This is a genomic window from Microbacterium sp. SA39 (assembly GCF_000967865.1).
GTDB lineage: Bacteria > Actinomycetota > Actinomycetes > Actinomycetales > Microbacteriaceae > Microbacterium.
The window spans coordinates 33,087-54,814 of sequence record NZ_JXRU01000025.1 but is presented as its reverse complement, the minus strand read 5'-3'; the positions used below and the strand labels follow the sequence as shown (position 1 = coordinate 54,814).

Annotated in this window: 21 protein-coding genes; 6 read left to right on the top strand and 15 right to left on the bottom strand. The window is 67.3% G+C overall.

The genetic code is table 11. The features are described 5' to 3' along the window. Positions 1-46 precede the first annotated feature (46 nt). From RS85_RS03005 to lepA, 14 genes are all read right to left on the bottom strand, one after another. Complete coding sequence (locus RS85_RS03005) at positions 47-1,033, bottom strand: hypothetical protein (protein ID WP_046011944.1); 987 nt, start codon at positions 1,031-1,033, stop codon at positions 47-49. Continuing rightward, a complete protein-coding gene (locus RS85_RS03000) occupies positions 1,023-1,550 on the bottom strand; it encodes an RNA polymerase sigma factor (RefSeq protein WP_046011943.1) in 528 nt (175 codons plus the stop codon). Before RS85_RS03000 ends, RS85_RS03005 begins: the two co-directional genes overlap by 11 nt. A 54-nt stretch (positions 1,551-1,604) precedes the next feature. Then, complete coding sequence (era, locus tag RS85_RS02995; protein WP_046011942.1) at positions 1,605-2,501, bottom strand: GTPase Era; 897 nt, start codon at positions 2,499-2,501, stop codon at positions 1,605-1,607. After that, positions 2,498-3,790, bottom strand: coding sequence for a hemolysin family protein (locus tag RS85_RS02990; protein WP_046011941.1), 1,293 nt, complete (start codon positions 3,788-3,790; stop codon positions 2,498-2,500). The genes era and RS85_RS02990 overlap by 4 nt, the downstream gene beginning before the upstream one ends. After that, on the bottom strand, positions 3,787-4,245 hold the full coding sequence (ybeY, locus tag RS85_RS02985) for an rRNA maturation RNase YbeY (protein ID WP_046011940.1): 459 nt from the start codon (positions 4,243-4,245) through the stop codon (positions 3,787-3,789). The genes RS85_RS02990 and ybeY overlap by 4 nt, the downstream gene beginning before the upstream one ends. Positions 4,246-4,261: 16 nt before the next feature. Then, positions 4,262-5,287, bottom strand: coding sequence for a PhoH family protein (locus RS85_RS02980; RefSeq protein WP_235282318.1), 1,026 nt, complete (start codon positions 5,285-5,287; stop codon positions 4,262-4,264). Between the two features lie 79 nt (positions 5,288-5,366). Then, the gene (locus RS85_RS02975; protein WP_046011939.1) at positions 5,367-5,717 is read right to left on the bottom strand and encodes a histidine triad nucleotide-binding protein; all 351 of its coding nucleotides are present in this window, start codon (positions 5,715-5,717) and stop codon (positions 5,367-5,369) included. A 46-nt stretch (positions 5,718-5,763) separates the two neighbouring features. Beyond that, entirely contained in the window at positions 5,764-6,492 is a 729-nt protein-coding gene (locus RS85_RS02970; RefSeq protein WP_046011938.1) for a 16S rRNA (uracil(1498)-N(3))-methyltransferase, read from the bottom strand. Between the two features lie 2 nt (positions 6,493-6,494). Continuing rightward, a complete protein-coding gene (dnaJ, locus tag RS85_RS02965) occupies positions 6,495-7,610 on the bottom strand; it encodes a molecular chaperone DnaJ (protein WP_046011937.1) in 1,116 nt (371 codons plus the stop codon). 37 nt (positions 7,611-7,647) lie between these two features. Then, positions 7,648-8,679: a heat-inducible transcriptional repressor HrcA gene (hrcA, locus tag RS85_RS02960; protein ID WP_046011936.1), complete on the bottom strand. Its 1,032-nt coding sequence runs from the start codon at positions 8,677-8,679 to the stop codon at positions 7,648-7,650. Between the two features lie 118 nt (positions 8,680-8,797). Next, positions 8,798-10,033: a radical SAM family heme chaperone HemW gene (hemW, locus tag RS85_RS02955; protein WP_046011935.1), complete on the bottom strand. Its 1,236-nt coding sequence runs from the start codon at positions 10,031-10,033 to the stop codon at positions 8,798-8,800. 16 nt (positions 10,034-10,049) lie between these two features. Continuing rightward, on the bottom strand, positions 10,050-10,703 hold the full coding sequence (locus tag RS85_RS02950) for a DUF1990 family protein (RefSeq protein WP_046011934.1): 654 nt from the start codon (positions 10,701-10,703) through the stop codon (positions 10,050-10,052). Positions 10,704-10,884: 181 nt separating this feature from the next. Further along, positions 10,885-11,340: a DUF1990 family protein gene (locus RS85_RS18895; RefSeq protein ID WP_052703329.1), complete on the bottom strand. Its 456-nt coding sequence runs from the start codon at positions 11,338-11,340 to the stop codon at positions 10,885-10,887. A gap of 29 nt (positions 11,341-11,369) precedes the next feature. Beyond that, complete coding sequence (gene lepA / locus RS85_RS02940) at positions 11,370-13,223, bottom strand: translation elongation factor 4 (RefSeq protein ID WP_046011933.1); 1,854 nt, start codon at positions 13,221-13,223, stop codon at positions 11,370-11,372. A gap of 275 nt (positions 13,224-13,498) precedes the next feature. Between lepA and RS85_RS02935 the strand changes: the two genes are divergently transcribed. The 5 genes from RS85_RS02935 to RS85_RS02915 all read left to right on the top strand — a co-directional run bounded on the left by RS85_RS02935 (position 13,499) and on the right by RS85_RS02915 (position 20,023). Then, positions 13,499-14,482, top strand: a complete 984-nt coding sequence (locus RS85_RS02935; RefSeq protein ID WP_046011932.1) for an ABC transporter permease — start codon at positions 13,499-13,501, stop codon at positions 14,480-14,482. A gap of 1 nt (position 14,483) precedes the next feature. Further along, positions 14,484-15,422, top strand: coding sequence for an ABC transporter permease (locus tag RS85_RS02930; protein ID WP_052703327.1), 939 nt, complete (start codon positions 14,484-14,486; stop codon positions 15,420-15,422). Next, positions 15,419-17,347 (top strand): ABC transporter ATP-binding protein, encoded by a 1,929-nt coding sequence (locus tag RS85_RS02925; protein ID WP_046011931.1) that lies wholly within the window; start codon positions 15,419-15,421, stop codon positions 17,345-17,347. Before RS85_RS02930 ends, RS85_RS02925 begins: the two co-directional genes overlap by 4 nt. A 139-nt stretch (positions 17,348-17,486) precedes the next feature. Next, positions 17,487-19,205, top strand: a complete 1,719-nt coding sequence (locus RS85_RS02920; RefSeq protein ID WP_046011930.1) for an ABC transporter family substrate-binding protein — start codon at positions 17,487-17,489, stop codon at positions 19,203-19,205. Positions 19,206-19,276: 71 nt separating this feature from the next. Further along, the gene (locus tag RS85_RS02915; protein ID WP_046011929.1) at positions 19,277-20,023 is read left to right on the top strand and encodes an alpha/beta fold hydrolase; all 747 of its coding nucleotides are present in this window, start codon (positions 19,277-19,279) and stop codon (positions 20,021-20,023) included. Here RS85_RS02915 and RS85_RS02910 read toward each other — a convergent pair. Further along, positions 20,018-21,238: an MFS transporter gene (locus RS85_RS02910; RefSeq protein ID WP_046011995.1), complete on the bottom strand. Its 1,221-nt coding sequence runs from the start codon at positions 21,236-21,238 to the stop codon at positions 20,018-20,020. The genes RS85_RS02915 and RS85_RS02910 overlap by 6 nt on opposite strands. Positions 21,239-21,464: 226 nt before the next feature. On the opposite strand from RS85_RS02910, the gene rpsT reads away from it, so the two are divergent. Then, positions 21,465-21,725, top strand: a complete 261-nt coding sequence (gene rpsT / locus RS85_RS02905; RefSeq protein ID WP_046011928.1) for a 30S ribosomal protein S20 — start codon at positions 21,465-21,467, stop codon at positions 21,723-21,725. Positions 21,726-21,728 lie beyond the last annotated feature (3 nt).

Genomic DNA, 21,728 nt, shown 5'->3' with positions numbered 1-21,728 from the left:
GTGAGGAACGCGGATATCACCGCCAGGGCGACCTTGGACCGCCGACTCATCGAATGAGTTCCTCTTCGACATCCCACAGGGAATACGAGACGATCGCACCGGCGGGATACACCTCGTCCGCCTTGAGGACGGTGCGTTCCACCCCGACGATCCGGCCGGTGTCGAGCGACACCAGGACGAGGTCACTTACGGCTCCGTCAGGGGACAGGGTACGGATGCCGGTCACCGGGCGTCCCAGGCGATCGGTCGACGTGCCGAGGGCATCGCCCCCGCCCGCGTCCTCCAGGAGCACGAGAAGCTCTCTGTGCTGGGCGTTCGTCAGTGTCCATTGCCCGAGAACCCAGGTCATGGCGGTCTGGACGTCGAACGCCGTGGGCTGCTCCGGCATGCCGAACGCGCGCAGAATCGCGACCATGTCGTCGGCCGATTCCCCCGGCACGGACAACCACGGCGACGAGAACTGTTCGGGCGTGATGTCGAAATCCGCGACGACCTCGCCGCTGCTCCTGACCTCGGCAGCATTGCTTGCGACGGCGTCCGTCGGGTCGTACGGGACGCCCTCGATGATGGTCATGTGCCCGGATCCGTCGGGCTGCCACGAGAGGGTCGAGAGCTGCGGTACGACCGTGGAGGTCTCAGTGCCGACGTCGACGGAGATACCCCACGAGGCCGTCCTCACGAGGCGCAGCGGCTCAGCGGGACCGGGCGAGGAATCGAGGGCGGTGCTCGCTTCATCGACGATCCCGGTCACCGTGGATTCACCTTCGAAGTCGAGTGGCGACGGTGTTCCCGCGACCGCAGCGACCTGAGGGGTGATCATGACGAACGCCACCACCGCGGCCGTCGCCACCGCGACCAGCCCGGTCGCCCAGCCCAGCGCGCGCATACGACGACGCTTCTTCGGCGCCGCGGTCTCGCGGAGAATTCGGTCGCGCATCGCGAGAGCCCTGGCATCCGGGGCAGCGTCACGCGGGGTGCGCCCGGGATCGGCGTCGCTGAGCGCCTGCTCGAGAATCGAGTGGTCAGTCGTCATCAGATGCCACCCCCTCCAGGCCCAGCTCGGTGCGCAGACGGCGCTGCGCTCGGCGAAGCGTCGTGCGTACTCGTGACTCGGAAGCGCGCAGCAGCTCCGCGATCTCCCCCTCCGCGAGCCCGTCCCAGTACGTGAGCATGATGATACGCCGTTCCCTCGCGGTGAGGACACCCAAAGCCCGGATTACCTCCGCCTGCCCCACCCGCCCGGGAGGAGTCGAATCCCCCGTGACACCGAGGTGCACGGCATCCAGCGCGGTGCGCACCGTCATGGGTCGTCCCGTCCGTGCCCGCAGGCGCCGCTCCGCCGCGCGCAGCAGCCAGACGCGCCCCATCGGACGAGCCGGATTCAGACGCGACCATGCCAGGAGGAAGACCTCCGAGACGATCTCGGTGACCTCGGCGTCGTCGTCGACCACGCACTCGATGTGGTGCCGCACCGACGCCCAATGGTCGTCGAAGACGCGCGTGTAGACCTCATCACGCAGAGCCTTCCGGTCGCGTCCGCGCTCGCTCATGCCTGCAGGGTCGGCGGTCTGCCCGCCGCCATCGACGTGTCCCTCGAGCTCATCTCAGAAGCCGAGTCGACCGAGCTGCTTCGGGTCGCGCTGCCATTCCTTCACGACCTTCACGTGAAGGCCGAGGAAGACGCGCGTGCCGAGGAGCTTCTCGATTCCCACTCGGGCCCGCGCTCCGACGTCGCTCAGACGCTTCCCCTTGTGTCCGATGATGATCGCCTTCTGGCTGTCCCGCTCGACGACGATCGATGCGTGCACATCAGTGAGGTCGGTGCCTTCGCGGGGGGCGATGTCGTCGATGATGACCGCGATGGAGTGCGGGAGTTCGTCTCGGACACCGTCGAGGGCCGCTTCACGGATCATCTCCGCGATGCGATCCTCCTGCGACTCGTCCGTGGTTATCCCCTCGGGGTACAGCGCCGGCCCCTTCGGCATGAGGCTCAGGACCTCGTCGGCGAGGACCTCGAGCTGGTCGTGCGTCAGTGCGGACAGCGGGATGACCGCAGCCCAGTCCTCACGGAGGGCGTCTACCTCGAGCAGCCGCTCGGTGATCTCGTCGCGCCCCGCGGCATCCGTCTTCGTGACGATCGCGATCTTCTTGGCGCGCGCGTAGCCGTCGAGCGACGCGGCGATGCGCCGGTCGCCCGGGCCGACCTTCTCGGTCGCCGGGACGCAGAACCCGATGACATCGACGTCGCCGAGCACCTGGTCGACGAGGTCGTTCAGACGTTCACCGAGCAGGGTCCGCGGCTTATGGATACCCGGGGTGTCGACGATGACCAGCTGCCCTTCCGGGCGATTCACGATTCCGCGGATGGCACGGCGCGTGGTCTGCGGCTTCTCGCTGGTGATCGCGATCTTCTCGCCCACGAGAGCATTCGTCAGGGTGGACTTGCCGACGTTCGGGCGGCCGACGAAGGTCACGAATCCACTTCGAGTCTGCTCAGTCATTCGTGTCGCTCTCCCTCATCGTTCGAAGCGTCTGGCTCCGTTGCCGTGCGTTCCACGAAGACCGTGGCGATTCCGCGACCTCGTCCGCGAGACGCTCCACCGGTGAGGGCGAGGCCAGAGACCGTCGCCGTCGCGCCGGGCTGCGGCACCTGACCCAGCGCCTTGCCGAGCAGACCGCCGATCGAGTCGACGTCCTCGTCCTCGAGTTCGAGGCCGAACAGATCTCCGACGTCCTCGAGCGAGAGCCGGGCGCTCACGCGGTACCGGCCGTCGCCCAGATCGACGAATTCGGCGGACACCTGATCGTACTCGTCCGAGATCTCTCCGACGAGCTCCTCGATCAGGTCCTCCAGGGTGACGAGACCTGAGATGCCGCCGTGCTCGTCGATCACCAGGCAGACATGCACGGCGTCGCGCTTCATCTGCTGCAGCAGGGTCTCGGCCCGCATCGATTCCGGCACGAACGTGGCGCGGCGCGCGATCGGACGGATGGATGCCGCGCGCCAGGCGCTGTCATCCCGATAGGCGAACTGCACGAGGTCCTTCAGGTACAGCACGCCGACGACATCGTCGGCGTCGTCGTCGACCACCGGCATGCGCGAGACTCCGCGGTTGAGGAACAGCGACATGGCCTCGTCGGTCGTGGCCGTCGCGTCGACCGTCACCATCTCGGTGCGGGGGACCATCACGGCACGCACGAACTGATCCGTGAAGTCGAACACCGAGTGGATGAGGTCCCGGTCGTCCTCCTCGATGAGATCGTTGGATGCCGCCTCGTCGACCATGCTGAGCAGCTGATCCTCGCTGGTGAACGAGCTGCGCCCGGTCCCGGGAGTGACGCGGTTGCCGAGCACGACGAGAGCCTGAGCGAGCGGCCCCAGGATGATGCGGAGCCCGCGCACGACCGAGGCCGTGCCGCGGATCATCGCCTCGGCATGCTGACGCCCGAAGGAACGCGGGCTCGCGCCGACGAGCACGAATGTGATCGCGGTCATCAGTAGCGCGGCGGCGAGCATCGCCCACCAGTTGTTCTCGATCAGCATCGTGAAGGCGACCGTCACGAGCACAGCGGCGGTGACCTCTGCCAGGACGCGGATGAACGCGACCGCGTTGACGTGCGCGTCGAGATCGGCGGCGATGCGGCCGAGAGCCCTCGCCCTTCGCCCCTCGGTGGCCATCTCCGCAAGATTCGCTCTCGACGCGACGCCGTAGGCGGCGTCGATGGCGGACATCAGACCGCCGAACGCCACCAGCAGCACAGCGGCGACGAGCAGGATAGTCGCTGTCATCGGCGCCGCTCGGCTGCGGCGAAGCCCTGGATGAGGTCCTTCTGCAGTCCGAACATCTCACGCTCCTCGTCGGGCTCGGCGTGGTCGAACCCCAACAGGTGCAGCAGGCCGTGCGTGGTGAGCAGGATGAGCTCATCCACCAGCGTATGGCCGGCCGCCTGCGCCTGCGACTCCGCCACCTGCGGGCAGAGCACGATGTCACCGAGGAGCCCTGGCGCGGTCGGACGATCCTCCGTTCCCGGGCGCAGCTCGTCCATGGGGAAGCTCAGCACGTCGGTCGGACCCGGCTCGTCCATCCACTGCACGTGGAGCGCCTCCATGGCACCCTCGTCCACGAGGACGATCGCGACCTCCGCGTCGGGGCTGACGTGCAGCTGCTCCAGATTGAAGTCCGTCAGCCGCTGCAGGACGGTCTCATCGATGTCGATGGCCGACTCGTTGTTGATCTCGATCATGCCTGTGCTCGTTTCATCAGGAGAGGCCTCGTTTGGGCATCCGGTCGCGAGGACCTGGTCGTTGGGCTCCTCGGCGATCAGCGCGGTTCGCGAACTCAGCCGCCTGCTCGCGCTCGAACCGCTGCGCCGTGCGCTTCTCGTCGTATTCGCTGTATGCGTCGACGATGCGTCCGACCAGCGAATGACGCACCACGTCGGCGCTGGTGAGCCGGGAGAAGTGGATGTCCTCGATCCCGTCGAGCACGCGCGTGACCAGGCGCAGCCCGGACGCCCCCTGCGGCAGATCGACCTGGGTGATGTCACCGGTCACGACCATCCGCGTGCCGAAGCCGAGACGCGTCAGGAACATCTTCATCTGCTCGGGTGTCGTGTTCTGCGCCTCGTCGAGCACCACGAACGAGTCGTTGAGCGTTCGACCACGCATGTATGCCAACGGCGCCACCTCGATCGTTCCCGTGGCCATCAGCCGGGGCACGATCTCGGGGTCCATCATCTCGTTCAGCGCGTCGTAGAGCGGGCGGAGATACGGGTCGATCTTGTCGGTGAGGGTTCCGGGGAGGAAACCGAGCCGTTCGCCGGCTTCGACGGCCGGACGCGTCAGGATGATGCGCGTGACCTCTTTCCGCTGCAGCGCCTGCACGGCCTTGGCCATCGCGAGATAGGTCTTACCCGTTCCCGCCGGTCCGATGCCGAACACGATCGTGTTCTCCTCGATCGCGTCGACGTACTCCTTCTGCCCGAGGGTCTTCGGGCGGATGACCTTGCCGCGGGTCGAGAGGATGGCTTCGCCGAGCACCTCGCTCGGGCGCGGTCCACCCTCCTGCCGCAGCATGCTCGCCGAGGTGGAGACGTCGCTCGGCGCCAGATCGTGCCCCGCCTTGGTCATCGCCATCAGTTCGTCGACGAGCTTCTTCGCCTGGTCGACGGCATCCGTGTCACCGCTGAGCGTGATCTCGTTTCCGCGGACGAGCACCTGCACGTCGCGGTGCTCCTTCTCGAGCATGCGCAGCAGCCGGTCCTGCGGGCCGAGGAGCTGCACCATCGCGATGCCGTCGGCGTAGATCTTCTCGACCGACTCCGGCGTCCGGCCACCCAGGCTGCGCTCCTGGGGCTCGTGGTTGTCAGGCACCGACACTCTTCTCCGTCAGTCCGCCGCCCAGCACGTGTGCATGGACGTGGAACACCGTCTGTCCGGCGTTCGCGCCGGTGTTGAAGACGAGGCGGAAGTCGCCGTCGTCCGTGTGCTGCGCGGCGAGCTCGTTCGCGAACGCGATCATCTCGGCGAGCAGCGGGGGGTCGCCCGCCGCGAGTTCGGTGACGTCGCGGTACTCCGCTGTCTTCGGCACGACGAGAAGGTGCACCGGCGCCTGCGGGGCGATGTCACGCACCGCGAACACCCGGTCCGTCTCGCCGAGGATCTCCGCAGGGATCTCCCCGTTCAGGATGCGCGTGAAGATCGAGGGTTCCGTCATGAGGTCAAGTCTACCGATCGGCACTCGCCCCGGCCCGGGGCCGTGGTCACCAGCGACCGAGAGCGACCGACAGCACGGCGATGGCCGCAGGCCCCGCGGTCGACGTGCGCAGCACCGTGTCTCCGAGGAGCACGCGCTCCGCCCCGGCATCCGACAGTCTGCGGAGCTCGTCGTCGGAGATGCCGCCCTCGGGTCCGACCACCAGCACCAGGTCGCGCCCGTCCGGTTCGATCTCGGAGAGACGGACGGATGCCGTGGGGTCGAGCAGCAGCACGCGCTGCGCGGCCGCCCGCTCCGCGAGCTGGGCCGTGGACGCGGGGTCCGTGACCTCCGGCACCCACGCGCGGTGCGCCTGCTTGGCGGCTTCGCGCACGATGGTCGCCCACCGCTCCCTGCCCTTCACGGCCTTGGCGCCCTCCCAGCGGGAGATGCTGCGCCCGGCCTGCCACGGGACGATCTCATCGACCCCGAGCTCGCACGCGGCCTGCACGGCGAGCTCATCACGGTCGCCCTTCGCGAGCGCCTGCACCAGCACGATGCGCGGGGACGGTGCGGGATGCTCGGACCGCTGCTCGACCCGGACGTCGACACGCGAAGGCGACACCTCCTCGGCGACGCCGGTCAGCCAGACCCCGGCGCCGTCGCCGACCGTGACCGCTTCACCGACACGGAGCCGACGCACGACCGCCGCGTGCTTCGCCTCGGCACCGGTCAACGAGACGATGTCGCCCACAGCGGAGCCGGACGAGGACTCGACGAGGAAGTGCAGCGCCACGATCAGTGCGTGCGGAAACGGTCGCGGAGCTTGGAGAAGAGTCCCTGCTGGAACTGCGCGAGCTGCGGTCCCGGGGCCTTCGCCTTCTTCGCGAAGTCCTCGATGAGCGCTCGCTGCGCCGAGTCGAGCCGGGTGGGCGTCACGACCTGCACGCCCACGCGGAGGTCTCCGCGCTGCGAGCCGCGCAACGGCGTGATGCCCCGCCCCTTGATCGTGAGCACGTCTCCCGACTGGACGCCGGGGCGAATCTCGAGATCGACCTCGCCGTCGAGACCCTGGATGGACGTCTCGGTGCCGAGGATCGCGTCGGTCATCGACACCTCGAGGGTCGCGAGCAGATCGTCGCCCTCGCGACTGAAGGCCTGGTGCGCGTTGACGGTGACCTCGACGTACAGGTCACCGTTGGGGCCGCCGGCCTTGCCGACCTCGCCCGAGCCGGGGAGCTGCAGGCGGAGGCCCGTCTCGACGCCGGCGGGGATGTCGAGCGACACGGTGCGACGCGACCGCACGCGACCCTGACCAGCGCAGGTTCCGCAGGGGTACGGGATCGTGGTGCCGTAGCCCTCGCAGGTGCCGCAGGGCTGGGAGGTGACGACGTTGCCGAGGAGGCTCCGCACCTGGCGCTGCACGTGTCCGGACCCGCCGCAGATGTCGCAGGTGACCGGTGAGGTTCCCTCCTGGCAGCACGAGCCCTTGCAGGTCTCGCAGAGCACGGCCGTGTCGACCTCGATGTCTCGGTGAGCGCCGAAGACGACGTCGCCGAGTTCCAGGGTGACCCGCACGAGGGCATCCTGTCCACGCTCGCGCCGCGACCGCGGGCGTCCGCCCCGGCCGCCGCCCTGAGCCGCCCCGAAGAAGGTCTCGAAGATGTCGCCGAAGCCGCCGAAGCCCTGGAAGTTGCCGGCCGCGCCGTCTCCGCCGCCCATGTCGTAGCGGCGGCGGGAGTCGTCGTCGCTGAGCACGTCGTAGGCGTGCGTGACGAGCTTGAACTTCTCGGCCGCCTCGTCTCCCGGGTTCACATCCGGGTGCAGCTGACGTGCCAGGCGTCGATACGCCTTCTTGATCTCATCGGTGGAAGCGTCTCGAGACACCCCGAGAACCTCATAGTGGTCCGCCACGATCGCCTTTCTGCGTGTGTTCCTGGTGACCGTCGCCTCAGCGAGCGGTCTCGTCTTCGTCGAGCATGCGCGACAGGTAGCGGGCGACCGCCCGTGCTGCTGCGAGGTTGCTCGGATAGTCCATGCGCGTCGGCCCCATCACGCCGACTCGTGCCATCCCGCTGGGAGCGGCGTAATTGCTCGCGACGATCGATGCCTCGCCGAGGCCGAAGGGCTCGTTCTCGGTGCCGATGCTGGCTCCGAGACCGTGCTCGTCGGTCACCATCTCGCCCATCAGCCGCAGAAGTGTGACCTGTTCCTCGATCGCCTCGAGGATGGGATGGATGCTCCCGCGGAAGTCCTGCTCGCGCCGCGCAAGGGTCGCAGCTCCGGCCATGACCAGCCGCTCCTGCCGGAACTCCCCGAGCTCCTCCACGACGACGGCCGCGATCGTACGCAGCGCCGCATCCGTGGTGTGATCCTCCGCGGCGACGAGGTTCTGCAGCCGCTCGGCCGCATCGCTCACCGCCTGGCCGGTGATCAGTGCCGACAGCCGCGCGCGGAGTAGCGCCGTGTCGGACTCGTCGACATCGACGGGCAGGGGGGTGAGCCGTTGCGAGACGCCGCCCGCGTCGGTGACGAGCACGATGAGCATGCGGTTCGGGGTGAGCGCCACCAGTTCGAGGTGCGTGATGTGAGCACGGGCGAACGACGGATACTGCGCCAGCGCGACTTGACCCGTGAGCTGCGTGAGCACGCGGACCGTGCGGACCATCAGGTCGTCGAGATCCGTGGGTGCGGTGAGGAACGATTCGATGGCGGTGCGCTGTGCGACGCTGAGGGGCCGCAGCTGGGCGAGATGGTCGACGAAGACGCGGTAGCCCTTGTCGGTGGGAACGCGGCCGGAAGAGGTGTGCGGAGCCGTGATCAGCTCCTCGTCCTCCAGCAGCGCCATGTCGTTGCGGATGGTCGCGGCGGAGACACCGAAGGAATACCGATCCACGATGGAGCGGCTGCCGACGGGCTCGTGGGTCTCGACGTAGTCCTGCACGATCGCGCGGAGAACCTGGAGTCCTCGCTCTGAGACCATCGCCTTCCCCTTCCGCTGACAGTCGGACGCTCGCTGGCACTCTGGTGTTCCGAGTGCCAATCCTACCTCGCGCAGCCGGGTAAGCCCCGAAGGCGGCCCTCCTTGTGCGCGAGCCGGTTCAGTCGGTCAGTTCTCGCACCACTGCGTCGGCGAGGAGTCGGCCGCGCAAGGTCAGCTGGATGCGCCCCTTCACGGCGGCGACCGAATCGACGAGTCCGTCGGCGATGAGGCCCGCGACGCGCGTGCGGTTGGCTGACGGAAGCTCCCCGATCGCGATCCCTTCGCGGATGCGGCTCAGCAGGAAGATCCGCTCCAGCAGCCGCGACTCGGCGTCCGGACGTTCGGTGCCCGCGGCCGGAGATTCGGATGCCGCCAGGCGTTGCGCGTACGCCGCCGGATGCTTGACGTTCCACCAACGGAGTCCGGCGACATGGCTGTGCGCGCCGGGACCGAAGCCCCACCAGTCGCTCCCCCGCCAGTAGGCGAGGTTGTGCCGCGACCTGTTGCGCTCGGCGCTGGATCCCCCGGTCGCGCGCGACCAGTTGCTCACCTCGTACCACTCGAACCCGGCGGCCGCGAGACGAGCGTCGGCGAGCTCGTACATGTCGGCCTGCAGGTCGTCGTCCGGCGTCGGCACCTCTCCGCGACGGATCTGCCGCGCGAGCTTCGTCCCGTCCTCGATGATGAGCGCGTACGCCGAGATGTGGTCGGACTCCAGTGCGAGCGCCGCGTCGAGCGATGCCTCCCAGTCGCCGAGCGACTCCCCCGGCGCGCCGTAGATCAGATCGACGCTGACGGCGAGCCCGGCATCCTTCGCGGCAGCGACGGCCGTGAGCACGTTCTCCGGCTGGTGCGTGCGGTCGAGCGTGGCGAGGACGTGCGGCACCGCGGACTGCATGCCGATCGAGAGCCGCGTCACGCCGGATGCCGCGAGCGTGCGGGCGACGTCGGGTGTCACCGTGTCGGGATTGGCCTCGACGGTCACCTCGGCGCCGTCGACCAGACCGAAGGCGGATGCCGCGGCGTCCAGCATCCGCGCCAGATCTCCGGCAGGAAGAAGGGTGGGCGTTCCGCCGCCGAAGAACACGGTGTCCATCGGGCGCAGCGCGCCCGCATCGCCGAGCACGCGCCGGGCCAGGCCGATCTCGCCGATCAGGGTCGAGGCGTAGTCCTCCTGCTTCGCACCGCGGAGTTCGCTCGACGTGTAGGTGTTGAAGTCGCAGTACCCGCAGCGGACTCGGCAGAACGGCACGTGCAGATAGGCCGAGAAGGGCAGGGCGAGATCGACCGAGAGATCGTCGGGCAGCCTGCCGTCGGAGGGCGCCGGATCGCCGAGCGGGAGTGGTCCCGCCATCAGTGGTCTCTCGTCATCAGACCGGCGTCGCGTACAGCGGCGAGATCGCGCGCAGGTAGCGGGCGAACAGTTCGCGCCGCCGCCGCTTCACCAGCGCCGGAATCGTGCGATAGAGGAGGGAGTTCGGAGCGTCGAAGGCGCGCACCGTGAACCACACCTCGTCGTTGTCCTCGCGCCACTCGACGTCGAACGACTCCTCGCCGCTGACCACGGAGCCGCCGACGGTACCCAGGACAAAGCCGATGCGGCGCGTCTCCTCGGTCACCGAGATGACGCGGAGTTCGGAGTCGGCGCGCATGCCGCCGATGCGTCCCTTGAGGTGCAGGGTCATGCCGGCGCCGACGAAGGGCGTGCCCTCGGCGTCGTAGCGGGGTTCGACATCGCGCTTGCTGGGAGCGATCGGGTTGCCCTCGGCATCGAAGCTCACGCCGGCGTAGGCCGGTCCGGGTGCCGGGCGCAGATCGTCGACGGAGAGACCTGCCGCGCGCTGCGCGGTCCACGAGAGCAGCGCCTCGCCGGCCGTCTGGAAGCGTTCCGCACCACTGCCGATCCGCCACGATTCCTCGGCCGGGATGCTCCGCTCCGGCGGATACTGCATCAGGTCCGGGGCATGGGTCGCACCCACGGCCGCATAGTCCACCGTGTCGTCTCGGAAAGTCCCGCGCCGCATGAGTTCCAGCCTACTTCGGGTTGCCTGGGTGATCACCCCCCGCGCCGCACGCCGTCACATCCCGGGCGCGTCGCGGGTCACCGCGCCGGACACTGTGAAGGCAGAATGCACCCGCGAAGGAGGGAACCCACGAATCCGGCCTTGCGAAGTGCATTCAACCTTGCCGCTCGTCGCGCAGCTGTCAGCCGGCGACCGCCGCGGCGGCGGCCTGGACTATGCGGACGTACTTCGCGTGAGTGCGGCCCTGCAGGATCCGGAGCGCCGGGGACATCAGCATCCAGAAGACGTTCGAAGGACGCGACACGGATCGCGCGGTGAAGACGCCCCGCGCGTCGATCTGGAACGACTCCTCGCCGTAGATCGGATGCCCCGGCCTCGTCTCGTAGCCGAATCCGTGATCGTCGGCCCACACGACTCTGATCGGCTCGGCGAAGCGGATGCCGAGGATGCGCTTCGCGAGCACGCCCTCGCGACCCGGCAGCGGCTCCCCCGCAGGCACCTCGAACCCGGCGCGGCGTTTGAACTCCCACGTCCGGACGAGCGACGCGACCGCGGCGATCGACTCTGCGCTCACGACCGCTGAGTGCTCCGAAGCGCGCATCCCTTTCGGTACGGCGTCGAGCGGACGACGAGTCATTCCCCGCTCGTATGCCGGACGCGGCACCGCTACTTCTTGTCCTTGACGTCGACGTCGCCGGAGAGCGCAGCGATGAACGCCTCCTGGGGGACCTCGACGCGGCCGACCATCTTCATGCGCTTCTTGCCCTCCTTCTGCTTCTCGAGGAGCTTGCGCTTGCGGGTGATGTCACCGCCGTAGCACTTGGCGAGCACGTCCTTGCGGATCGCGCGGATGGTCTCGCGGGCGATGATGCGCGCGCCGATCGCCGCCTGGATCGGCACCTCGAACTGCTGACGCGGGATGAGCTTGCGCAGACGCTCGGCCATCATCGTTCCGTAGGCGTATGCCTTGTCGCGGTGCACGATCGAGCTGAACGCGTCGACCTTCTCGCCCTGGAGGAGGATGTCGACCTTCACGAGATCGGCCTCCTGCTGGCCGGAGGGCTCATAGTCGAGCGAGGCGTAGCCCTGGGTCTTCGACTTCAGCTGGTCGAAGAAGTCGAAGACGATCTCGCCGAGCGGCATGTTGTAGCGCAGCTCGACACGCTCCTCGGAGAAGTACTCCATGCCCAGAAGCGTTCCTCGGCGTGTCTGGCAGAGCTCCATGACGGTGCCGACGTAGTCCTTCGGCAGCAGGATCGCCGCCTTCACCATCGGCTCGGACACGGAACCGATGCGCCCGTCCGGGTACTCGCTCGGGTTGGTGACCGTGACGGTCTCCCCCGTGTCCGAGGTGAGCACCTCGTAGATCACGCTGGGGGCGGTGGTGATGAGGTCGAGACCGAACTCGCGCTCGAGGCGCTCGGTGATGATCTCGAGGTGCAGGAGTCCGAGGAATCCGCAGCGGAATCCGAAGCCGAGCGCGACGGAGGTCTCCGGCTCGTAGGCGAGCGAGGCATCCGAGAGCTTGAGCTTGTCGAGCGCCTCGCGGAGATCGCCGTAGTCGCTGCCGTCGATCGGGTAGATGCCGGAGAACACCATGGGCTTCGGGTCGGTGTATCCGGGAAGCGCCTGCGTCGAGGGCCGGCGCGCGGTCGTGACCGTGTCACCGACCTTCGACAGACGCACGTCCTTCACTCCCGTGATGAGGTAGCCGACCTCGCCGACGCCCAAGCCCTTGGAAGGGGTGGGCTCCGGGCTCGAGACGCCGACCTCCAGCGCTTCGTGGGTGGCACCGGTCGACATCATCTGGATCCGCTCGCGGGGCGCGAAGCTGCCGTCGATCATGCGCACGTAGGTGACGACCCCGCGGTACGCGTCGTACACGGAGTCGAAGATCATCGCGCGGGCCGGGGCATCGGCGTCACCGGTCGGCGCCGGGATCTCCTTCACCAGGCGATCGAGCAGCTCCTCGACACCGACTCCGGTCTTGCCGGAGACGCGCAGCACGTCTTCCGGCTTGCCGCCGATGAGTGACGCCAGTTCCTTGGCGTACTTCTCCGGGTCGGCGGCCGGCAGGTCGATCTTGTTCAGCACCGGAATGATGTGCAGGTCGTTCTCGAGTGCCAGGTACAGGTTCGCGAGCGTCTGGGCCTCGATGCCCTGAGCCGCGTCGACGAGGAGGATGGCGCCCTCGCATGCCGCGAGTGAGCGGGACACCTCATAGGTGAAGTCGACGTGCCCCGGTGTGTCGATCATGTTGAGCGCGAAGGTCTCGCCCTCGATCTGCCACGGCATCCGCACCGCCTGGCTCTTGATCGTGATGCCGCGCTCGCGCTCGATGTCCATGCGGTCCAGGTACTGGGCGCGCATGTCGCGGTCGGACACCACGCCCGTGATCTGGAGCATGCGGTCGGCGAGGGTCGACTTGCCGTGATCGATGTGCGCGATGATGCAGAAGTTGCGGATCTGCGCAGGCGGCGTCGCGGCAGGCTGAAGAGGTGTGAGAGCGCGTGGGGACATGTCCCGTCGATTCTACGGTGACCGGTACAGGATCACCGATCCGGCCGGTCCCCCGAGTTCGTCAAGTGCCCAATACCGGTATACCGGTGATAGTCTCGCGAAGTTGCCCGGGAGCAGTCCGTGACACCGGATCCCGTGGGCGATAGGACTCCGTCACAGACCCCGTGGAGGATGTCGCGTCGCGCAAAGCGGTGGATGATGCTTGAATGTCTACCCGGCTCAGCGTTGCGTCGGCAGATCCCGCGCACCTCTGTAGAAGAGAAAGAATCATCACCTTGATCAAGTATCTCGTGCGCCGTGCACTCGGCTGGCTGCTCATGATCGTGGTCGCGACCAACATCACGTATTTCCTCGCGTGGGGGTTCCTCGATCCGCGCAGCAACTACGTGGGTCGACGTCCTCCGCTCACCGAAGAGCAGATCGTCAACACGCTGGAGCCGCGCAACCTCAGTGACACGGTCCCGCTCATCGAGAGGTGGTGGACCTGGCTCACCGGCATCCTTCTCCGGTGGGACTGGGGAGTCAGCCCCACCGGCGGGTCGGTCAACGAGCAGGTCGCATACCGGATGTGGGTCAGCGCGGAGCTCGTCCTCGGCGCGACCATCCTCACGACCATTCTCGGCATCGCCCTCGGCGTGTACACGGCCTCCCGCCAGTACAAGCTCGCCGACCGCATCGGCCAGGCGACGAGCATCATCACGATGAACATCCCGATCGTCGTGGCGGCTTTCGCGATCGTGCTCCTGGCCATCGGCCTGAACGACGCGACCGGCGTGCGCATCTTCTACGTGACGGGCAACGCGAGTCGCGGGGTCGAAGGGTTCTTCCCCGTTCTCATAGACGTGCTGCAACACCTGACGTTGCCGACGATCGCGCTCGTGATCGTCGGCTACGCCGGCATCCACTTCCTGCAGCGCTCGCTCCTCCTGGACAACATCAGCGCCGACTACGTGCGCACCGCCCGCGCCAAGGGGCTGACGAAGCAGCAGGCGATTCGCAAGCACGCGCTGCGCACCTCGCTGATCCCCGTCGCGACGCAGGTGGCCTTCACGATCCCGGCCATCTTCACCGGTGCCGTCCTCACCGAGACGATCTTCGCCTGGAACGGCATGGGCAAGTACTTCATCGAGACGATCAACAAGAACGACATCCATGGCACGGTCGCGGTCGCGGCCTTCGGCGCCGTCCTGACCGCGATCGGCGCCATCCTCGCCGATGTCGCCGTCGTGGTGCTCGATCCTCGAGTGAGAGTGAGTTGACATGACCTCCGAAATGATCGACCCCACTGTCGAGGCGCCGTCCGTCGCCCCGGGCCCGGAGACGACGCGCGTCGCGACCCGACGGCTGTCGAAGTGGACGCTGTATTCACGACGCTACGCACGCAACAAGGGCGCAGTCGCCGGTCTCATCATCTTCGCCCTGCTCGTGCTCTTCGCGATCATCGGACCGCTCATCGCGCGCTACGACCACGTCGAGCTCGACTTCCTCGCCCTCAGCACCGGACCGTCGGCCGAGCACTGGTTCGGCACGAACAACGCCGGCAACGACCTGTTCGCGCAGGTGGCCGTCGGTCTGCAGCGCTCGCTGATGATCGCGGTGACCGTCTCGGTCGGCGTGACCATCGTCTCGGCCCTCGTCGGAACCGCGGCGGCCTACTTCGGCGGATGGACCGAGCGGATCGCCCTGCTCGTCATCCACTTCATGATGGTGATCCCGTCGTTCCTCATCCTGGCGATGATCTCGAACAAGTCCGGCGGCGACTGGCGAGTCATCGCCTTCATCATGATCTTCGTGATCGGCTGGTACTTCCCCGCTCGCGTCATCTGGACCCTTGCGCTGTCGCTGCGCGAGCGCGAGTACGTGAGCGCCGCCCGCTACATGGGCGTGCGCGGGTTCCGCATCGTGCTGCGGCACCTGCTGCCGAACATCGGCTCGCTGCTGGTGATCAACTTCACCCTGGGCGTCGTCAGCGCGGTCGTGGCCGAGACCGGCCTGTCGTTCCTCGGGTTCGGCGTGAAGATCCCCGATGTCTCCCTCGGCGCGCTGATCGGCGCGGGGTCGAGTTCGCTGATCACTTCGCCCTGGCTGTTCTACTTCCCCGCCGCCGCACTCACCCTTCTCACCGTGTCGATGGCGCTCGTCGCCGACGGCCTGCGCGATGCCCTCGATCCCACGTCTGCGGCTGGAGGCCGAGCATGAGCAACGTACTCTCCGTCCGCGACCTCGCCGTCAGCTTCGCCTCAGAGGCGGGGCGTGTCGACGCGGTCCGCGGTGTCTCCTTCGATCTCGAGGCCGGCAAGACCCTCGGCATCGTCGGCGAGTCCGGATCGGGCAAGTCCGTCACGTCGCTCGCGATCATGGGGCTGCTCGACGAGAACGCCAAGGTCACCGGGTCGATCATGTACGAGGGCAGAGAGCTTCTCGGCATGAGCGACAAGCAGCTCTCCGTGATCCGTGGCAACGGTATGTCGATGGTGTTCCAGGACCCGCTGACGTCCCTCACGCCGGTGTTCACCGTCGGCGATCAGCTCATCGAGGCACTCACCGTGCATCGGAGCCTGTCGAAGAAGGACGCCTGGAACCGCTCGATCGAGCTGCTGAACCTCGTCGGCATCTCGGAGCCGGAACGACGGATGAAGTCGTTCCCGCACGAGTTCTCCGGCGGCATGCGCCAGCGCGTCGTGATCGCCATCGCCATGGCGAACAACCCCAAGCTCATCATCTGCGACGAGCCGACCACCGCGCTCGACGTCACGATCCAGGCGCAGATCCTCGACCTGATCGAGAAAGCGCAGCAGGAGACGGGCGCCGCGGTCATGATGATCACCCATGACATGGGTGTCGTCGCCCGCACCGCGGACGACGTGATGGTGATGTACGCGGGCAAGCCCGTCGAGCAGGCCCCCGTGCACGAGCTGTTCCACAAGACGCGGATGCCGTACTCGATCGGCCTGCTCGGCGCGATCCCACGCGTCGACAAGGCGGAGAAGGAACCTCTCACACCGATCAAGGGAAACCCGCCGCTGCTCATCAACCTGCCGGACGCCTGCCCGTTCGCCGACCGCTGCCCCATCGTGATGGACGCGTGCCGCACGAAAGAGCCGGAGCTCCTTCCGGTCGCGACCGGCTCCGGCGACCTGCACCGTGCCGCGTGCATCCGCGCCGACGAGATCGAGGACGGCGGCCTGCTCGGCGGCGTCCCCGTCTATCCCGTGCGCGCTGTGCCGGAGAGCCCGCTGGCGAAGCTCCCCCGGGAGGAGCGCCCCATCACTCTCGAGGTCAAGAACCTCACCAAGACGTTCCCGCTTCTCAAGGGCGCGTTCCTGAAGCGCAAGGTCGGCGAGGTCCACGCGATCAAGGGCGTCAGCTTCGACGTGCGCGAGGGCGAGACGATGGCGATCGTCGGCGAGTCGGGCAGCGGCAAGACGACGACGCTCCTGCAGATCATGGACATGGTCAAGCAGACCGACGGTGACATCGTCATCGCCGGCACGAGCGTCAACGACATCCACAGCCACAAGGTCGAGCGTGAGCTGCGTCGCGACATCCAGATCGTCTTCCAGGACCCGATGGGAGCGCTCGATCCTCGGATGACGGTCGCCGACATCATCTCGGAGCCGCTGTTCGCGATCGGTACGCCGAAGGATGAGGCGCATCGCCGGGTCGACGAGCTGATGGACCTCGTCGGTCTGAACCCCGCGCACAGCGACCGCTTCCCGCAGGCGTTCTCGGGTGGCCAGAGGCAGCGCATCGGCATCGCCCGCGCCCTGTCGACCAACCCCAAGATCGTGGTGCTGGACGAGCCGGTGTCGGCGCTCGACGTGTCGATCCAGGCGGGCGTGATCAACCTCCTCGACGAGCTGAAGGCGAAGCTCGGGCTGTCGTACCTGTTCGTCGCCCACGACCTGTCCGTCGTGCGGCACATCGCCGACCGCGTGGCGGTCATGTACCTCGGTGACTTCGTGGAGCACGGCGACGTCGACGACGTCTTCGAGAACCCGCAGCATCCGTACACGAAGGCTCTGCTCTCGGCGATCCCGGTCCCCGACCCCGATATCGAGCGCACGCGCCAGCGCGTGGTGTTCGACGCCGAGACGATGACCACCCGTCCGGTGCTCGCGTGAGCGCACGTGGAATCGGATGTCACGGAGCGTGGGTCACCGTCCGATAACGGTTAGGCGGTATTCACTGTCGCCCGCTGTGGTTCCGAAGCAGTCGAACTATTCTTCCCTTTATGAATCGCCGAAAGGCGGAAGGAGCACCATGAAGAACAAGAAGTTGTTGGGGGCCATCGCGATCAGCGGCGCCCTCGCACTCGCCCTCGCGGGTTGCGCGAGTGGCTCCGGGAACACCGGCGGCGGGGACAACGGCGGCGGCGAGCCCGTCGAGACCAAGGCGGCGGACTACAACCCGCAGCCCCGCGAGAACCTGAAGGAGGGCGGCGAGGTCAACTTCGAGATCAACGAGGTCCCCGAGCAGCTGAACGCCTTCAACAGCGACGCCAGCGCCGACACGTCGCGCCTGTGGTACTACTACATGCCGCAGCTCCTCCTCGTCACGCCCGAGGGCGAGGTCACGAAGAACGACGCGTACCTCGACGTTTACGAGATCGGTGAGGAAGACGGCAACACGACGCTGACCTTCACCTTCACGGACGAAGCGCACTTCAACGACGGCACTGACATGGACTGGACGGCCATCGACGCCACGTGGAAGGCGAACCGTTCCTATGAGGAGGGGTACAACCCGAACGCGACCGACGGATACAAGCAGGTCACCTCCGTCGAAGAGGGCGACTCCCCCAAGACCGCCGTGGTGACCTTCGACGGCGTCTACGCCTGGCCGTCGATGGCGTTCCTCACCGGTGGTGTTCTCAACCCGAAGCACGCCGACGTCGAGACGTTCAACAACGCCTACATCGGCAACCTCAACGCCGAGTGGGGTGCAGGTCCTTACACCGTCGACGAGTTCGACGCCAACGCGGGCTTCGTCTCGTTCAAGCCGAACCCCGAGTGGTGGGGCAACGCTCCGCTCCTCGACAAGGTGACGTTCACGGCGCTGGAAGACGACGCGGCGATCAACGCCTTCAAGAACGGCGAGATCGACCAGGTCGAGGCAGGCAGCCAAGAGCGTCTCGCGCAGGTCGAGGATGTCGACGGCGCAGTCGTCCGTCGCGCCCAGCAGACCGCCAAGACGGTCCTCATGGTCGATGGCGACAAGCCGCAGTTCGAAGACCTCGAGGTGCGCAAGGCGTTCTTCATGGGAATCAACATCGATCAGCAGAAGCAGATCGCATGGAACGGTCTCGGCTACGAGGAAGAAGCAGCCGGCTCCCTGAACATGTATTCCTTCCAGGACGGGTGGTCCGACGCGTTCGGCGAAGCCGGTCTCGAGTACGACGTCGACGGCGCCAAGAAGCTCCTCGACGACGCCGGCTGGGTCGAGGGTGACGATGGCATCCGCGAGAAGGACGGCGTGAAGTTCACCGTCATCTACCCGATCTTCAGCAACAGCCCCGTGCAGGAGGCACTCGCGAAGTCGCTGCAGGCTCAGCAGAAGGAGATCGGCATCGACGTGCAGATCGAGGTCCGCGCGTCGGCTGACTTCTCCGACGACTTCACGTCGAAGAACTGGGACATCTTCGGCCTCCGCTTCACCGACTCCGACCCGTTCGGACCGGCGTGGATGTGCCAGATCTACTGCTCGGACAGCGGTCTGAACCTCTCCGCCACCGGCACGGCCGACATCGACAAGCAGATCGCTGACGAGGTCGAGACGCAGAAGGATGCGGCGAGCTGGACCGAGGCTGCGATGAAGCTCGAGCCGAAGATCATCGAGGAGACCTGGGGCGTCATCCCGCTCTACAACGGTCCGTCGGTGTACGTGGCTCAGGAGGGTCTCGCGAACCTGACCCCGGAGCCCTACGTGGGTCTCGACCTCTTCGGAGTCACCCCCGTCGAGAACCTCGGCTGGGAGAAGTAATTCCCTGACACATGGTGTCTGAGCGGGGTCGGTGGTTCATCCACCGGCCCCGCTTTCCTTATGCTGAACCCGTGAGCGTTCAGATCGTCTTCGTCCACGGCATCCGCACGTCGGCGACGATGTGGCGCTCTCAGCTCGCCTATCTCGATGAACACGGGTACTCGTACACCGCGGTCGACCTTCCAGGGCACGGCTCTCGCATGCAGGAGGACTTCACCCTGCACGAGGCGCTGCACACGATCGACGAGGCGGTACGTGCGGCGGCGGAGAAAGGGCCGGTGCTGCTCGTCGGTCATTCGATGGGCGGGCTGCTGTCGCTGACCTATGCCGGGGGCGCGCAGACGCCGCCGGTCGCCGGTCTCATCGCGGCGGCATGCACTTCGCTCCCCCGTGGCGCCGGACTCTCTGCCTATCGCCTGCTCTTCCGAGCCGTCGACTCGCTGCCGGACCGCGGAATGTGGATCACCCGCCGGATGCTGGCGGCGACCATTCCTGCCGAGACGCGGTCCGACTTCGCCGCCGGCGGATATGCCCTGGACACGCAGGATGCCGCGCTGCGGAGCCTCGCCACCCTCGACATCGCCACCGCCGTGGAGCGGATCGCGATCCCGCTGTGGTTCGTGAACGGGCAGTACGACCAGCTGCGGGCGAACGAGCGTCTGTTCCAGCGTCTGGCGCCCCACGCGGAGCTCATCGTCGTACCGCGGACGACCCACCTCGTGACGGCGATGCGCCCGCGCGTCTTCAACGCCGTGCTGCAACTCGCGATCGCGTCGATCGACCACAACGCCTCGATCGAGCAGCCGGAAGAGTCATGACCGTGCAGGCTCACGTGCGCAGGCGGTGAGCACCCCGCCGGCGAGCGAGAGCACGGCCGCCGCGACGAACACGAGCCAGAAGCCGCCGACGAGGGCCACGAGGCCTGCTCCCAGCACCGGGCCGATCAGTTGCCCGAGTGCGGCCGTGACATTGACGATGCCGAGGTCTCGCGCGTGGTCCTGCTCGTCGGGCAGCAGATCCGCTGCGAAGGCGAGGCCCACGGTCGAGAAGGCGCCGTATCCGAGTCCCATCAGCGCGGCCGCCACCATCGTCATCTCGAAGGTCGGCACGAGCGCTATCGCGACGCCGGATGCCGCCTGCACCACGGTCGCGGCCACCGCGAGCGTGCGCCGCTTGCCGGTGCGGTCGGACACGATGCCCGTGACGACGGAAGCGATCACCACGAACACCGTGTAGACGACGATGAGCAGCAGCAGGTTGTCCTGCGCCATGGCGCTCGGCTGGCCCAGACCGTGCAGCAGGAAGAACAGGAACAACGCGGTGCCGAGGGCATTGCCGATGTTCGTCACGAGGCGACCGGACAGCATCCACGCGAAGTCGCGATCGCGGAGCGTCGCCAGCGTCTTCCGTCCCCTCCTCTTCGGGCGCGTCGCCGCCGAATCCGGCGGATCCGGCAGGATAAGTGCCGCAGCGGTTCCGATCACGGCGATGATCGCGGCAAGCAGGAGATAGCCGGCGCGGATGTCGAGGCCGAGGAGCACGACCAGGCCGACGCCGACCACGATGCCGACGGCCTGGCTCGATCCGACGGCAGCAGCCGCAGCGCCCCTTTGAGTGGTCGGCAGCTGGTCGGCGATCAGCGCCGTGAATGCCGCAGAAGAGACGGCGACGCCGATCGAGACACCGACCCACGCCGCACCGACCATCCAGGGACCGCTCGCGAACCCGGTGAGCACGAGGCAGACGGCCGTGAGCCAGACACCGCCGAGCGCCCAGGGTCGCCGGCGGTGGCGCCCCGGTGCAGCCCGATCGGAGAGGGCTCCGGCGAGAGGTCCTGCGACGATGCCGGCGAGCCCTCCGATGCCGAGTACAAGCCCCGAGGAGACCACTCCACGGATCCAGTCATCCTCGGGGGTGTCGAGCTGGAGCGGCAGGAGGAGCTGCACCGGTGTGAGCTGCACGGTCCAGATCGCGAGCCACGCGAGGGTGAAGATCGTCATCCAGCGGGCGCCGGCTCGTGTCGTGGAGCTCATCGGGTATCGCCCTTCGCCGTCATCGTCCGGATACGGTTGATTCTGCACCCCGATCGACCGGATCCGCGCCTTCGTGTCGTTTCCTGTGGCCGTTTCGCGGGATCAGGTCGACTGCTGGTAGACTCGACTCTTGGCTTGCGTGTGGGTTATGCCCTCACGACCGCTGTGCAGCAGCCCTCTTCTGCTGCCGGCATTCCCATCACTCCTGTACAGAAAGCGTCCACACGTGGCAAACATCAAGTCGCAGATCAAGCGCAACAAGACCAACATCAAGGCGAACGAGCGCAACAAGGCCGTGAAGAGCGAGCTCAAGACGCTCATCCGCGCGACCAAGACGGCTGTCGCCGGCGGCGACAAGACCGCTGCAGAGGCCACTCTGAAGAAGGCCTCCGTCAAGCTCGACAAGGCCGTCAGCAAGGGCGTTCTGCACAAGAACCAGGCCGCGAACCGCAAGTCGGCTCTCGCCAAGCAGGTTTCCGCTCTCTGAGCG